Source organism: Serratia sp. JSRIV006 (genome assembly GCF_019968685.1).
GTDB classification, from domain to species: domain Bacteria; phylum Pseudomonadota; class Gammaproteobacteria; order Enterobacterales; family Enterobacteriaceae; genus Chania; species Chania fonticola_B.
On record NZ_CP074137.1, the window covers coordinates 3162438 to 3178198 of the forward strand.

7 protein-coding genes are annotated in these 15761 nt (G+C 47.9%); 6 read left to right on the plus strand and 1 reads right to left on the minus strand.

The features are described from left to right. Positions 1-31: 31 nt before the first annotated feature. Positions 32-2842 (minus strand): sigma 54-interacting transcriptional regulator, encoded by a 2811-nt coding sequence (locus KGP16_RS14645; protein WP_223499898.1) that lies wholly within the window; start codon positions 2840-2842, stop codon positions 32-34. Positions 2843-3662: 820 nt separating this feature from the next. Between KGP16_RS14645 and KGP16_RS14650 the strand changes: the two genes are divergently transcribed. From KGP16_RS14650 to KGP16_RS14675, 6 genes are all read left to right on the plus strand, one after another. After that, positions 3663-5192 carry a hypothetical protein gene (locus KGP16_RS14650; protein ID WP_179247580.1) on the plus strand — a complete coding sequence of 510 codons (1530 nt, stop codon included), beginning with the start codon at positions 3663-3665 and terminating at the stop codon, positions 5190-5192. A 20-nt stretch (positions 5193-5212) separates the two neighbouring features. After that, positions 5213-5683 carry a toxin-activating lysine-acyltransferase gene (locus tag KGP16_RS14655; RefSeq protein WP_209523624.1) on the plus strand — a complete coding sequence of 157 codons (471 nt, stop codon included), beginning with the start codon at positions 5213-5215 and terminating at the stop codon, positions 5681-5683. Further along, positions 5680-9495, plus strand: a complete 3816-nt coding sequence (locus tag KGP16_RS14660) for an AMP-binding protein (protein ID WP_223499900.1) — start codon at positions 5680-5682, stop codon at positions 9493-9495. The genes KGP16_RS14655 and KGP16_RS14660 overlap by 4 nt, the downstream gene beginning before the upstream one ends. 4 nt (positions 9496-9499) lie before the next feature. Then, the gene (locus KGP16_RS14665) at positions 9500-13642 is read left to right on the plus strand and encodes a non-ribosomal peptide synthetase (protein WP_223499902.1); all 4143 of its coding nucleotides are present in this window, start codon (positions 9500-9502) and stop codon (positions 13640-13642) included. A 286-nt stretch (positions 13643-13928) separates the two neighbouring features. Further along, a complete protein-coding gene (locus KGP16_RS14670) occupies positions 13929-14105 on the plus strand; it encodes a hypothetical protein (RefSeq protein ID WP_173409193.1) in 177 nt (58 codons plus the stop codon). Between the two features lie 48 nt (positions 14106-14153). After that, positions 14154-15728 carry a TcdA/TcdB catalytic glycosyltransferase domain-containing protein gene (locus KGP16_RS14675; protein ID WP_223499903.1) on the plus strand — a complete coding sequence of 525 codons (1575 nt, stop codon included), beginning with the start codon at positions 14154-14156 and terminating at the stop codon, positions 15726-15728. Positions 15729-15761: the final 33 nt, after the last annotated feature.

Sequence of the window (15761 nt, forward strand, 5' to 3'; positions counted from 1 at the left end):
AGCGGGCCGTGAAGGCCCGCTATGGCAGGGTCTAGCGGTAGAGAAGCTCGTAGATATAAAAATATTCCGCATCGGACAGGCGGATAGAATAGGCACGTTCAATCGGCGAAAACGCGTCTTTGATGACAGAAAACGCCTGTTGGTCGATATCCTGCTGGGCATCCAGGGCAATCTGTAACGGTTTGTGGCTTAAAACGATACGCTCCACCATGCAACAGCAGTGGATCAGGAAGCGAAGTGTCACTTGCCTTGATGGCTGTAAATCCAGCGTGCGACAAATCTGATGCAACACCGCTTCGATCTCTTGCAGGATACGTTGAGGATTGAGCACGGAAATATGGTTGATGATGCTCTCCAGCGTCAGCGCGCTGATAAAACGCATTGAACAGCGCTCGACCTGCAACTGGCGTTCGGCGCTGCCAAGGTCCGGGTTCAACAGGCTGAGCACCAGTTCCGGCCCCTGTTCGGAGAACAGCTCTTCCAACGCGATAAACGGGATATCCGGCAAGCCGGGCTGGAAGGTCCCCACGATACCCACCAGACGTTCGTTACCGCCTATCGCATGACGCAATCGCTCCAGGCTGCGCACTTCGTTGTAATCCACCAATACCATGCGGGTGTCTTCCGCCATCAGCTCACCGAAGCTTTCCTCCAGCACTTTCTTGATCTTCACCGCCGTGCCCATCCCGGTAATACAGGAGATTGCCAACACCTTGCCGATCTCATCTTCACGCTGGTCGTAAAGCTGATGGGCAATCCCTTTGCTGGCCATCAGTTCCATCAAGGGGGCGAAATCACTGGTTTCATAGGTCAGATCCAGCCCAATCTCCAGCAACGCCCCCATGGTGATGTTCTGGATCAGCAGCACATCAATGTGGAACAGTTTGCTGACGGTGCTGGCAAAGTGCACCAACGAGCCGATATCCACAATCAGGATCAAGCGCTGATAGCGCTTTTCCCGCAGTGTGGCGATCAGTAATTCCAATGTGTCATGCACCGACTGCTCGAACGGCATATCGATGGCGGTAAACAGCTCACATTCCAGTACCCGATTGACATAGTGCGCCATGCTGCTGGCCGTGGTGGTGCCGTGGCCGATCAACATGGCACCGCAGTCAGGGCTAACCTCCTTGCGCTGGCGGAAACTGCGGCACTCCTTCAAAAACAGACACAGGTAGACGATTTCCGTCGATGGGCATTGGATATGGAAGATTTCATTGATTTTGCGGCATAGCTGGTTGGCGTTATCGTACTCATCCTTGCAGTAATCCAGGATCAGGCTAGAGGAGTACAGGTTGGGGATCAGGCCTTTCTGCACATAGGAAAGCAGCGCCAGCAGGTGTTTACGCAGATGACCGGCCATATTCTGTGGCAGTGGGAAACCCAACACCTGTTCAATGCAGCCAATCAACAACGTAATGCGTTGCTCGACCTGACCGCCATAATAGCGCTCCTCACTTTCCCCACCGTTGCGGCTGTACAGCCCATATTCAAAAATGGTGCGTAGCTTGTTCTTCAGGATCGACAGGGTTTCCTGCGGCGGCACGTTGCTATTGCGCAGGTTGACGTATTCGCGCGTCAGATAGGTGTAAAACAGATCGCTGTCCTGCTCGCTGCTCAAGGCGCTCAGATGCTGCTTAAGCTGCTCAAGAGGCTGTGAACTGATATCCAGATACTCCTGCTGACCAAATAGCGCATCAACCAGCAGGCGACTGCTTGCGCTAGCAGAGTGCGGGACATCCATCAGCCGCTTATCCAGCAACAGCCTCGGGCTACTGTGCCCCATACCGCTGGCCCAGGCCTGGGCACAGAGAAACTGGATATCGCTTTTAAGTTGGCCGATATTGCCGCTCAGCGGCTTCTCCAGCAGATAGAGCAGCAACCCCTTATCCAAACGGATAATGCGGCCAATCTTGCGGCTCTCGAGCTGTAAGAAACCGGTAATGATTTCTACCTGTTCCTCCAATGAGCGCTCCCGCAACGCCGGTATGGCAATCGATACCTGAATACGCCGCAGGAAAGTGCGTAGCAGTGTTGAGTCTGGGCTTTCGGTGGTAGCGCAGATCAGCCGTACGCTGATGGGTCGGGCTTTCTCGCTTGAACCCAGTGGCCGATATTCACCTTTATCCAGGATCGAAAACAGTTTCTCCTGCCCTTCGTAGGGCAAGCGGTGGACTTCATCGAGTAACAGAAAGCCACCGTCCGCCTGTTCGATCAGGCCACGTTTGCTTTCAATCGCGCCGGTAAACGCGCCCTGTTTGTGACCAAACAGATGGGATGAAAGCAGCTCCGGGTTATGGGCGTACTCGGCACAGTTGAAATACACCAACGGGATTTGGCGCTGGGGCTGTTGCACCATGGCGAATTGGTGCATCACCTCGGCAAAGAAGGTTTTCCCCACCCCGGAAGGCCCAGTAAGCAACACATGCAATCCACCGGGATAAAGCACCGCCGCCTTACCCTTCTCTACCGACAACCGCAGGCTGCGGTCATAGCCAATCACCGTATGAAAAGGATCATCACTGGCTGGCTGCGGCAAGGCTTTGGCGGGTAATAGCGCCAGTAAATCTTTGGCTTCCAGCCTGTCATCTGGCAAAGATTGCTCAATCAACTGCTCACAGACTGCCCGGTGCAAAAACAGCACCGGACGGGATTTAATCTTGATGACCAATCGCTCAGCGTGTAGCTCGTTAAGTTCTTTACTGACAGAGTTACGTGCCAATCCCAGGTTAAAAGCGATGGTTTCCGCGGCAAAACCGCCAGCGCTTTGTTCAAGCGTTTCCCGGTTAAGCGTAAGGGTAAGACGTTCCAGCTCCTGGCGAACCGCATCTTTACGTTTCATTTTAACCTGTTGTTATTATTAGTTATAAAGAAGAAATAGACGGTAATTGGCAAGCTGACGAGCCATCTCGCCACAGGTCATCCTAATACAGGGTTGTGGAAGACGGCCACCGCGAAATGGTGGTGTTGTGGCATTTACAGGCAATAAAGTTCAGATTTTTGTCCGAGCCTTCGGACAACTTCAGCAGCCTTAAAATGCGAAAAATTCAGGTCACACGCGCTTCCCTTGAGGGAACGTTATCACCATTACTCCTTTCATCAAGACCCCAATCGCTAGTAATTATAGATACCAGTTATAGTTATAAGTATTACCCCTCCCTTCAGCAATATATATCCCAGTATTGATTTTATGAGGAAGCCCAGGTTGCTGGATATTCCGTTTTCCAAACGGACCTTGGAAACAATAATGAGAATACCCTATTGACTTTTCAGATTAAGCGCTGTAACTTTTATACGTAAATGAGCATGATTATCATTCCCATACTCATTATCGAAAGATCTTTGTTTTACTATTGCAGAAACAGAAAACGCTTAAATACGTGATTGCAGTTATGACATCGAAAATTTATGGCTTTTCAATATGGCATTTTCTTTTGTATGTCACCTCTCACAAGAAAGGAGTCTACATGTGAACATTAACCAGGGATTGAACTGTCGTTTCCCCATGGTTCTGATGGCGATAAATCATATCTTTGATTGACGGCACGTAAGCACAATAACAAAGTGAACTTCGTCAATTTCATTAGCTGCCGAGTTGCAACAGTAACAGGTTACTAAGCGAAGTCCTCAGATGCTGGAAAAATGATAATAAGGAAATTAAAATGATCAGCCTCTCTGCACTTAATGAGTGTCTAGTTCCCTTTACGGCAAAAAAGATAGATACCCAACTCCTTTGGAGCAATGTTTTAGACGATGATGAATTGGCAGAACTGAAAACGGCAGCCAGTTATCTTATCAAAGATAATAAACAGCATTCTCTTTTCGATCCCTGCACCCCGCTTTTAGCAGATGAAAAATTATTTTATGCCGAACGCTATGGCGGAGGAGCTATCTCACGCAACGGCGGCGGTGCTCGCTGCGGTTTCGATGGCCGCTGGCAGGTTAAAGGCATCGGTGCCAATGCATTGGTCGGTAGAGGGTCCAAACAGGTCAATGGTGAACTAACGTTGACGGGGGCAGTGCTAGAAGCGCTATGGGGAAACTTAATGGCCAAGTTGCTTCCATATGGTGCTGTACCCAATAAAGCGATATTACTGGCTGACAATATCAGTGTTAAAAATGCGCCATCGGTGTCGTCAACGGTGCATGAACGTCGGGCTTTATTGGTGCGCGAACCCGTGATTCGCCCCGCCCATTTTTGCCGCGCTCCGTACTACCAACCCCATGCAGCAATGCTCTCGCAGCCAGCGGATGCTATCCGAGTGGAGAAATTGATCACGGTCGTTCCCTCTCTATTACCGCGCCCTTTGACGCTAGATGAAGAACAATGGCTTACGTTGCCGCAAGAAGAACGGGCCTTATATGGCCTTTGTGAACTGGCCCAACGTCTTGCTACCCAGATCGCCTATTGTCGCAGTCGTCATCTGGTGATGATGACATCGCCATCCAATTGCGATATGCAAGGTCGACTGCTCGATTTTCATGGCATGCGCAGCGTGTTTCCCGGTGAACGACAAGAGGCTGGCCGCAGCTATATTCAGCACAAAAAGCTGAACGAGGATGCGCCGTTACTGCTGCAAGGCGTACTGGATCTTGGCTTTTATCTGGCCAAGTACCGGTTCGGCCCAGAATTTCTTGCTGCAACACAACAGGGTATTAATGCTTCTTTCAACTTCACCTATGGGCAGACTTGTTTGCTAGAGAATCTCGCAATAGCGGGTTTTGATAAAACGTTTTTACAAACTTTGATACTTACCGATGACTTGATAGCGTTCGGCGTGCGCCTGCAAAACATATTTGACTTGTCCGCTGGCATCTTCACCCAGCGGCAAGGTCTGGGCCAGGGAAATACGCATCCGGCTATCACCCTGCTACACCAGTTGGTCGACGCTTCCGCAAACGGCGTTTCTACACAAAATTCTGCGACAGCGGAGGAGCGATTCTCGCAAACTTTCCATCTACTATGTGAGAAATATCTCCACGAATCGCGGTCAAAGGGCAAAAGCAGAACTGAACTGCATAAAGAGATGAAAGATACCGTCAGCAGGAGGCTGGGTTCTCGTGCCTTTATGAACCGTGAAACCATCTATCAGGAAATAGCAGGTTGGCACGGTGAAATAGATAAGATCACCGAACAATTGCAGACATACCAAATGCGCTTCGAGCGCCAGGCGATAAATGTGTTGCAATAATAAGTCTAAGGAGAGATTTAGTGAGCTTTGTCAAAGAAAACTGCCACGGTAGAAGTGAATTCAACCAATATGAAAACTTGGGTTTTGCCCTTAGTTGCATGCTAATGAATAGCAATTACAGTTTGTATCATGTCAAAACACTGCAACTATGGACTCAACAAGCCATCAATCAGAACCAGTTCAAGATCCTGTTCGATCATCTGGACAACCCTTTAGGATATATTACCTGGGCCTATTTTAGAGAAGACACATTGGCACGTTTCATCAGCGAACCCTCATTCATCCCCCATAGCTCCGAATGGAACGAAGGAGGTGCGCTATGCATTTTGGACTTTTGTTGCCAACCTGGTAGTGCCCGACTGTGCATGGACTATCTTGCAGGCATAGCACCGATAATAGATAACGACACCGTTTTTTGGCGTGCAAAAAGATCCGGAAAGCTGATGGTTGTGAAAAAAATAACAACGACAAAGTCGGGGGATGAGACATGATCAAAAATAAATTACTGGATCCGCAGGTTGGGTTTTATTACGGCAACAAGATCAGCAACGACAAGTCTATTTATAACATCGCTGAATATGTTGAAATAAGTCACCCGCTAGATATCGCGCGAATGAAGGACGCCATTGATTGGGTGTTCAGCCAAACGCCAACGCTTTATACAATGTTTGCAGAAGATAATGGGGTTCCTTATCAATGCACCACAGTGTGTAAAGCTGCGGTGGAGTTAGTGGACCTATCGCATCATGACGATAGCATGGCCGTTGCTCTTGCGCTAATGGAGGAAGATGCCGGGCAGTCATTTTTGTTGAATACACCACCACTATTCAGACAAAAAATCCTGTCGCTGGGTGAAAACCATTTTCTATGGTATTTCTGCAGTCATCATCTGCTGCTTGATGGCTATAGCGCCTATCTGCTGATTCATCAAGTCGCTGAAACCTACAGAAATTTGCCCTTGCAGCCACAGAGGTTATCCGAAACTCCAACACTCAATGAACTGCTCAAAGCAGAGTCCGAATACAAATTTTCAGCGGGCTATCAGGCGGACAAACAATTTTGGCATAAGACCTGTTCCCAGCTACCAGTCCCAACGACACTAGCACGTACCAACATGCCGTCGGGGCGGGTTATCCGTCACACAGAGTCTTTTCTGTGCTCGGCTAGTCTCTTCTCACTGCAAACCAACCAGCCTTCCTGGATGGCGAAGATCCTGGCTGCTGTGATGGTCCATCTGTATTTTTGCACTGGCGAAAGCGCACCGGTGATCGGCATCCCCATGATGGCGCGCAAGGGGCATCTTGCACGCCAAGCATTAACCTGCCAAACCAACGTACTCCCGCTGGCCATAGACATTAAAGAAACCGCTACCGGGCTACAGTTGGCGCATGAAGTAGAGCGCAAACTTAAACAGATCAAAAAACATCAGGCATTTCGCTATGAAGAGATAAAAAGCATGCGGGGCAACGCCAGCCACTTGCCGTTGTTCAATATAGTGGTCAATATCATTCCCTTCGAGGCATCGGCTTCGTTTTCTCCCACGCAGCGCAGCGTAGTACGCAACATACGCTCGGGAGGCGCTCAGGATCTGGTATTCAATTTACGTCCCGATATCAATAGCCAGACACTTCGCTTGGAAATCGACGCCGACTCGGGTCTTTATGATCGAGCTAGCCTGGCACGACACAGCCTGGCGGTACAAAAGCTGTGCTCATTGCTGCACAGCGAACAAGAAAACGCCTCTGTTCGACAACTAAGGCAGCATTTCCCACTTTCTTTGTACGGTAAAGAACACGATAGCGATGTCGTTGATGTCATGCAACGCATTGAACGCACGGCTACTCATGCACCACAGAACCTCGCTATTTGTACGCCGGAACATCCTTCAAAGTCTCTTAGGGAACTGTCTTACGCGCTTTTGCAGCAGCAAGTGAGCATCTGGTCCAATTTGCTGGCCCCTGTCCGCGCAACAAATACGGCTCTGTTGATCGACCTGCCCAAAGGGCCAGAGGCAGTGATCTTTATGCTGGCCTCACTGCAATTGAATATGCCGTTCGTTAATCTGAACTCGAACGCCGATGACGCAGAATATCGTCGTTTGCTAGAGCAATTTGACGATGCCATTTTGATAACCGAGCGCACGTTGAATCGCCATTCACTGCTCCGCGCCTCGTGCCACTGGCAAAGTTTGGCGCTGGCTGTACCAAAGGTTTTCACGCATTGCGCCTTTTTCCATCGTCGGATGCCTGCCAACAATACCGAGTTTCCCGCCGGGATCGGCTATATCATGTTTACATCCGGCACCACCGGGGTACCCAAAGGTGTTATCTGCGGCAGATGGGCGCTTAACGTTTTCACCGCCGCTGCAATCGAACGCTACAACATTGAAGCGCACGATCGCGTCTTGCAATTTGCTCCTCTGCATTTTGACGCCAGCATAGAAGAAATTTTTATGACGTTAGCAGTTGGCGCCAGTCTGTATATAGCTCCCGACGCCTCGGCGCACAGTTTTCCTGACTTGTTAGAATTCTGCGCAACGCATCGCCTTAGCCTGTTGGATCTCCCCACCGCCTATTTTAACGAGTTACTGTTTGCACTCGGAGGAGAACTGCAATTGCCGGCATCGGTCAAAACAGTGATCGTCGGAGGGGAAAGCCTTTCGGCACGCGCCAAGGAGCTCTGGTTCTTACAGCCTCCCTGCGGTAGGCGGTTAATCAATACCTATGGCCCGACCGAGGCAACAGTGGTGGCTACAGCCGCAGAGGTCAAAAACGATGATGCCGCCATTACAATCGGCTCCCCGCTCAGCGGCGTATTCGTAGCGATCGTCGGCGAGAATCTCGCAACGGTTCCACTGGGGTGCAGCGGCGAACTGTTAATCGCCGGGGCTACTGTCTGCTTGGGGTACCTAAATCAGCCAGCACTGAGCGCGGAAAAATTCGTGACGATTGAGATGGGCGATCGACAAATACTCGCCTATCGCACCGGTGATATCGCCTGCTTGGATCAGGACCGGCAGTTATTATTCCTTGGGCGCAAAGTTCACGAAACAAAAATCGCAGGCAAGCGAGTCAACATGCGCGAAATAGAAGCTTGCATCGGCAGACTCCCAGGCGTTGTCGAAGTCGCCGTGTTGGCAAAAAGTGGGGACACTGGCGCGGTGCTTTACGCGCATTATCACAGCCCGCAACCGCTGGATGAGCTTGGCCGACGCACGCTGTTCGGGATGCTGCCCAACTCGCACATTCCCAAAAGCTTCATACACCATCAAACGCCACTGGTAAAACTACCTAACGGCAAGATCGATTATCGCACGCTTGAACGGCACTCCGTGGAATCAACGCTGAAAGATGAGTTGCACTCAACGACGTTCAACGCATTAGTCCAGGAAATTTGGCTGAGGACGTTGGGCAGTGAAGATGGCGATTTTTTCACTCTCGGCGGTGAGTCCTTGCAAGCGATAAAAATCATTAATGCACTTAACGCTTACTGTCAGTTCGATTTGAACCTGCGGGATATCTTTGAACACCCGAGCCTCGCAGAATTTTGCCAACATATTACACAGCTGGCACTCTTACGTTATGGGCTAAGTCAACACCATCTGGATATTCGCTGCGCCATCAGCCGCTGTCTATCCGTCAATGCGAACTCGTCGACAAGCCCCGTGCTGTTTTTCCAACAGCCCGAAGGCCTAGACGAACGCCGTTTGCTGGAGACCCTCCCCTCCGAACATAACGCGCGCATTCTCACGTCGCAGGAAGATGCTCATTGCTACACAGGTCAACTGCTGGCCGCCGCAGTATTTAACGTGCCGGAAGCACCTTTGCAATATGCAAGCTGGCTCAACACCCTACCTCTATTGTTGCACGCACTGGCGGGGAAAGTGCAAAAAATGATCTTTCTGTGTAACGCTTCAAGCAGTACCAAGATCACGCAAGATCTATTGAACGGATATCGGCACGAAAAGCTGCTGTTGCTGCGCAAAGCCGATCACAGTCTTAGGTTCATCGATGATGGCTTAATCGAACTGATCGCCCTTTCAGCACAGTTGGGATACTTTCCCCATATTCGATTTGATACCACCAATGAGAGGCTGCGAGGTTGCGTACTTAAGAGTCTCGGCATCGACGATAGAGAGAGTACCGATCACCAAACCGCTTTCGCTGCGGTACAACAAAGGAACCCTGGGGTACAACTTTGCGACTTGTCTTACTGGCTCAATTTAATTGCCGCGAACAGCAAGCAGCAGCCATGTCATGGACGCAGTGACAAGCAAGACGTACCCCCCTTAGGGAAGGAGTGAGTTTATGAGCGTAGCAGGCCTGATACATCTGATGGAAATGGCAAAAAAAGGTGCCAACTTCGGCAAGCTATCGCCACAGCATCTGGAAATCAGCAATATCACCGATACCGAAATCAATGCCGCGCAACCAGACATAGCAGCATTTCTTTCTACATGCACAGCGGCTAAATCCGCGCAGGATGAAGGGAAAAAACCGAACTATCTCGTCAACCGTTATGCGGGACAATACCTCTGGCTATACGAAAACTTCACGAAAAATAGCCCCATGTATAATATCCCGATAGCCAAGGAGATCATCGGAACCTTTGAGCCCGCACGCTTGATTTCCGCGTTGAAAAAAATGCTTAAACGTCATGCTGCGCTATGCGGTCGCTATCAGCTTGACGGTGAAAACATCGCCGTCGATATCGTTTCCCCCGATACGACCATTTTTGAACGTTGCCTGGAAGATATCAACACGCTTGATGAAGAGGCGCAGCAAAACAGCGTGATGTCCGCTCTGGAAGCACAATGCAGCGTTCCGTTCAATCTTGGCGCAGAACTCCCACTGCGTTGCCGTATCCTGAGAAAAAACGCGCAGCACCACTATCTGTTTTTGACCTTCCACCATTGCATAGTGGATGGCTGGACTGCCAACTTACTGGTTGACGAACTCAGCCGTGACTACTGTTCTGATGAAGAACATCGTCCTCAGTATGACGACAGCCATGCTTTTTTCCGCTTCCTTGAAGATCCTTTTCTAACCGTCGCAAACGTCAATGATAGCCTTGAGTTTTGGCTTGATGAGCTGCGCTATGCTCCTGAAAAACACACATTGGACTATGACATTGCCATTACTGCAACGGATAAAGCGCAAAACATCGTCAGAGAAACGCTGGCTGGCGATTTGCAGCAAGCCTTGACGCAACAGGCTAAACGCGCCGGTACGTCACTATTTGCATTGCTGCACACAGCCTTCGCTCTGCTCATCGCCAGGGAGTCGGCTTCGGAACGAGTGGTCATCGGCAGCCCGGTCGCCAACAGAAACGAACCGGCATTAAACTCTGCCGTTGGAAGTTTCGTTAACACTGTAGCTCACCAATTTCATATCAACACAGACGACAAATTCAGTACTTTATTGCAAAAAAGCGCCGATAAATTTGCCCGCACGTTTAAGCATCAGGGACTGCCTTTCTCCTATTTGGTTGAACAATTGAAACCTGCACGCGGCAAATTTCATCCCATTTTCCAGATCATGTTCGTTTGCCAACATCGCAAAAGCAACGAACTGATTTTTGGTTCAGCACAGGTTGATACGCTGCCGAGAAATTATGCCCCACCTAAATTTGATCTGGTGCTGGAAGTCATCTCCACCATGGACGGCATTCAATTTGAATGGCAATACAACGCCAAGCTGTTCGCACCTCAGCGCATCAAAGCATTGTCGCAGGCTTACGCGCTACTGCTGGAGCAAATTTCACACGATCCCATGCAAGCCGTCGGCCGTTACTCCCTAACGCCAACTGACGATATCGCGCAATTGCGCAAGCTTTCTACGGGCGTGGAGATGCCGGAGTTTCTTCACCAAAACCTATCACAGCAGCTGTGGCGCGCTGGTAACGAACATGCAGCCCTGCCAGCATTGATCGAAGGTGAGCGCGTGTGGAGCTACGATGAACTGCTTCATCATGCTAGTACAGTCGCATATTGGCTGGAAACTCACACTGTTCAGGAAGCACTGATCGCTATCGATCTCCCTCGTGGTGCGCTGCAAGCCATCGTGGCGCTCGGTATCCTTCTGTCAGGCCGCGCTTATTTGCCTCTCGCAGAGGGACTGCCGGACGCACGCGTCGCTGACGTTATCCGATTGTCGGGCTGCAATTGGGTTATCAATAACGCATCACATCGGCACTCTCGCTATCCGTTGGATACCCATTGTCAGGATCTGGATACGATATTTTCCACATTCCGCTTGCATGATGAATTTCATTTCACTCCAGGGAAAGCGCATGATCTCGCTTATGTCATTTACACCTCGGGGACAACAGGAACGCCGAAAGGCGTGGCAATCGAGCATGGTGCCGTCACCAACACCCTGTTAACTATGAACTGGCTGTTCCATGTTTCTCCTCGGGACAACATATTAGCCATCGCGGATTTGGCTTTCGACCTGTCGGTTTATGACCTATTCGGCAGTTGGTTAGCAGGTGCCACGGTCATCAGTTTGTCGGCGCAAGACGCCAAAGAACCAGCCTCATGGCTGTTTGCAATACGGCAAAACCAGATTAGCATCTGGAACTCTGTCCCCGCCATATTGCAAATGCTGATGCAATATTGTGAGCAGGAAAACATCGCTTCCTTGCCTGAATTGCGACAAATCTGGTTGAGCGGAGATCGCATTTCGCCACGGTTGATCGCACAAGCGCACAGACTATGCCCTAACGCGTGCATCACCAGCTTGGGCGGTGCGACTGAAGGGGCGATCTGGTCGATTTATCATCCTCTTACGCGAGATACACAATTCAGAAAAGCAATACCTTATGGTGTAGCTCTGCCCAACCAGAACATGTGGGTATTGGATGAAAATCATAAGCCGTGCGGCTATGGCGCAACGGGTGATATCTATATCGGTGGCACTGGGGTAGCACGCGAATATTGGCGCGATCGGCAAACCACCTCCGCCAGTTTTATTACGTGCTCAGAGCTCGGTGGCCGTCTGTACCGCACAGGCGATCGCGGTCGTTGGAATCGCTGCGGCTATATCGAATTTCTTGGCCGCGAAGACCAACAGGTTAAATTACAAGGATTCCGTGTCGAACTGGGCGATATCGAGTTCGTTATTAAAAACAACGCACTGGTTTCGGAAGCATGCGTAGTATGCTGCAACGATCCAGACAGTGGCATACGTCACCTAGAAGCTTATATAGTATTGACGCCAGAGGGAAAATCGAGTGCGCAAGCGGAAGTGCAACTGCGAGAACATGTGGCCTCCGCGCTACCTGCCTATATGGCGCCAACGCGATACCACGTCATCGAACACTTCCCACTCTCGCACAATGGAAAATTGGATCGTTCATTATTATCCTCGAACGACGTTCTCTTACAGGCCCAACCAGGCCCAATCTCTCCAACAATCGCGGCTGAGTTGCAGCATCTACAGATGCTACTGGCAGAAACGCTGGGTTGCGAGCCCAATCAGATAGATCCCCACGCTAGTTTCTTCCGCAATGGCGGCAGTTCGCTGTCCGGCATTACCTTCTTGGGGAAAATTAAACGAGCCTTGAACGTCGAGTTGACGCTTGCCGAAATTCTTAGCTACCAACAGCTAACGTCTCTTGCCGAACGCATTCATCAGAATAGCCCGTTAGCGCTGTCGGTACTGTCCGAGACAGTAAACCGTCCTTCACTACCTACGCTGTATTTGGTACATGGTGCTGGCGGACAAATTCACCAATACAGCAGATTGATACGGAAGTTGTCTCCTTATGCCAACGTCAGAACGATCGCCAGTCCGGGATTGGCGGGGCCAGGAGACAGCGTCTCCGTGACCATGCAGCAGTTGGCTGCCGAACATTTAGCTAGCATTCCACAAAGCGAACGTGCATCGGCAGTGATCGCAGGTTGGTCGTTGGGCGGTCAATTAGCCATCCATATGGCAGCCTTAGCCACACAGCAAGGCGAGTCATTTGCGCATGCTGTCGTCATCGACAGCAGTTTACCGTCGTCATCCCCGTCGAAGAAACGTCACTTTAGCGTCGCACAGTGTTATCTAAACCTTTTCGACTCTCTCGGTATAGCTCGTCGTTTATACCAGCCTGGAAAAACGCCACCTCAGAGCAATACTATCGACGAAGTCAGGGGGCACTTCGTTTTGAATCAGTCTGTCCTTGCTGAAAAAATTACGCTTGAGCATGCTGAAGCCTTTTGTTTGGCGATAAAAAAAGCGTTCGAACTGACTGATAGCGCAGGTGAACTACCGAAACTCAACATTCCGTTGACGTTATGGCTTAACCAAGAACGATTACGTAAACAACCCGACCTTTCACAGAGGTGGAGAGCACAATCATCTCATAATGTTAGTATCACCTGTTGCGCAGAAACGCATTACAGCATTCTTGACAGCACATTGCTTCATAATACGTTGAAATCTCTATTGCTCAATTTGTAATGTCTGATAGGAGAAATGCGATAGAGAACATACCAAATATTTTGCAGCTATTTTTATTTGACACATTTGGTTTTTAATATTATCAAATACTATCTTATAACAGGAGGTGTACCAAAAAATCAATCCTATCCGTGTCTGATTTCGCTTGGTTTTTACTTAATTAGAGAAAATCGAACATTCGATAAATCTAATCCTTATGTAAAAAACCAATTCAGTCAGAGCATTGCAACATGCGGGTTATGCACACCAACCCACGAAATAACACACTAAATAGAGAGAGATTAACATGAAAGAATTAGATAAGGAATTTCTTGAAAACGTTTCTGGTGGTTACAGCGGTATTCTTGCTGGAGCATCTGGTTTAGGCAATAACAGCCCGAGCACAAATGCTGGAACCATTATAGGCTCAAGAGTACCTAGTAATAATGGCTCTTCAAATAACAGCCATTTTAACCAGAACTGAACATTTAACCATTGAGAATGCCCTCCTTAAAGGAGGGCATTATGACAAATGAAAAAGCTAAGCGATAAAATAGCCACACTGCGAGAAAAATTTTTTTATAGCTATAAAATTAAACCTAATGAAATAAAAGGGAAACACAGTAATGAACTATTAATCCTATTAGACATACTTGAAACTGTTTACGTTGAAATTATATCTAAGTCATCGTACAACAGTAAAGAAGCCAACATAAACTCCATCGCCGAAACATTTAGCCATGCAGCTATCGCTTATGAGTCAGAGATCACCAGCAATATTTTGAAAAGTCTTATTTTTATCGATGAGTTACTTATTTCTATAGAAAATAATTTTCATGACATTCCTATGTACATCCTGAAAAAAAAGCTATTAGTCTTATACCAACTCGCTTTTAACTCAAATACACACAAAGAATTAAACAACAAATTAATTCACTTTATTTGGATTGGTGAAATATCAAAAATTCAACTCAAGCATGTTGAGTTATGGGCAAAGCGTAATAATGACTATCGTGTTATGTTATGGATGGATCCCAAAACACTCTTAGCAGGTGAGCTATTGAAAGCAAAAAAAGCAACATTGCGTCCCGATGAAACTTCAAAGGACGAAGCATTGCGAGCACAACGCCAATGTTGGTACTTTTCACAGGAGAGAAATATATTTAATGACGAAATAATAGCAGAATATCTTACTGATGTATCAGGTAAAAAATTCTCGAGTCGTTATATAAATAAAGCACGTAAGGAATTTATTAACATCAAGTCAAGCTATCGCAACATAAAAATAATGGATATTAACACCCTAATTAGTAAATATGAAAACAGAGGGAGACTTAAAATTTACAATTTTGAAATATTCTATAGAACTAATCTCGCCGCAGCATCGGATGTGATAAGACTACTGGTTCTATCAGAGTTCGGTGGAATTTACATTGATATCGATACGCTACCTAAAATAAACATTGATTTCCCACATACTGACAGATATTTAACTGATAATAACCTGCATGATCAACACAATGAAAAAATAGAGGCAATGAAAAACACAATGACATTTGAAAAATTTTGGGAGATAGAACATAAAGAAAGAAAAATGTTTGAGAGCAATGACTGCTTCGATAGCTCAGCATTGTTCAATGCCATGAAAAAGGATTTACGCAACACTGGAAATAACAGTATATTCTGCAGTTTGAAAGAAATAAGAATCCCTTTCGACATACCTCTACTCAGCAGACATAAAAAAAAGAACAATGTGTTTTTTAGTAACGTTATAGTCGCCAACAGTAATTCAGCAGCAATAGACCTCTCGCTAAAGATTATAAATGAAAATTATAGAAAAATATTTTTGTTGGTAGAAAGCAACATCCAGAATGACTTTATTTTCAATTATGCTCTTGATGGATACAAAAACAATTCGAGGCTAACGTTGAATATCTCAGGCCCTGGGGTTCTACTAAGAGCAATTTTCTTAACAATAATTGACACCTTAGAATTACCACAAGATATACCGGAGTCTGCATTATTAGGTTTTTTAAATACTCACTTATCCTTCACCGAACAGACGATGGAAACAGAGTCAGGCCTAGCTTCATCGTGGATGAAATAGAAAGCAGAGTCGAAAAATGACGACCCTGCTTGT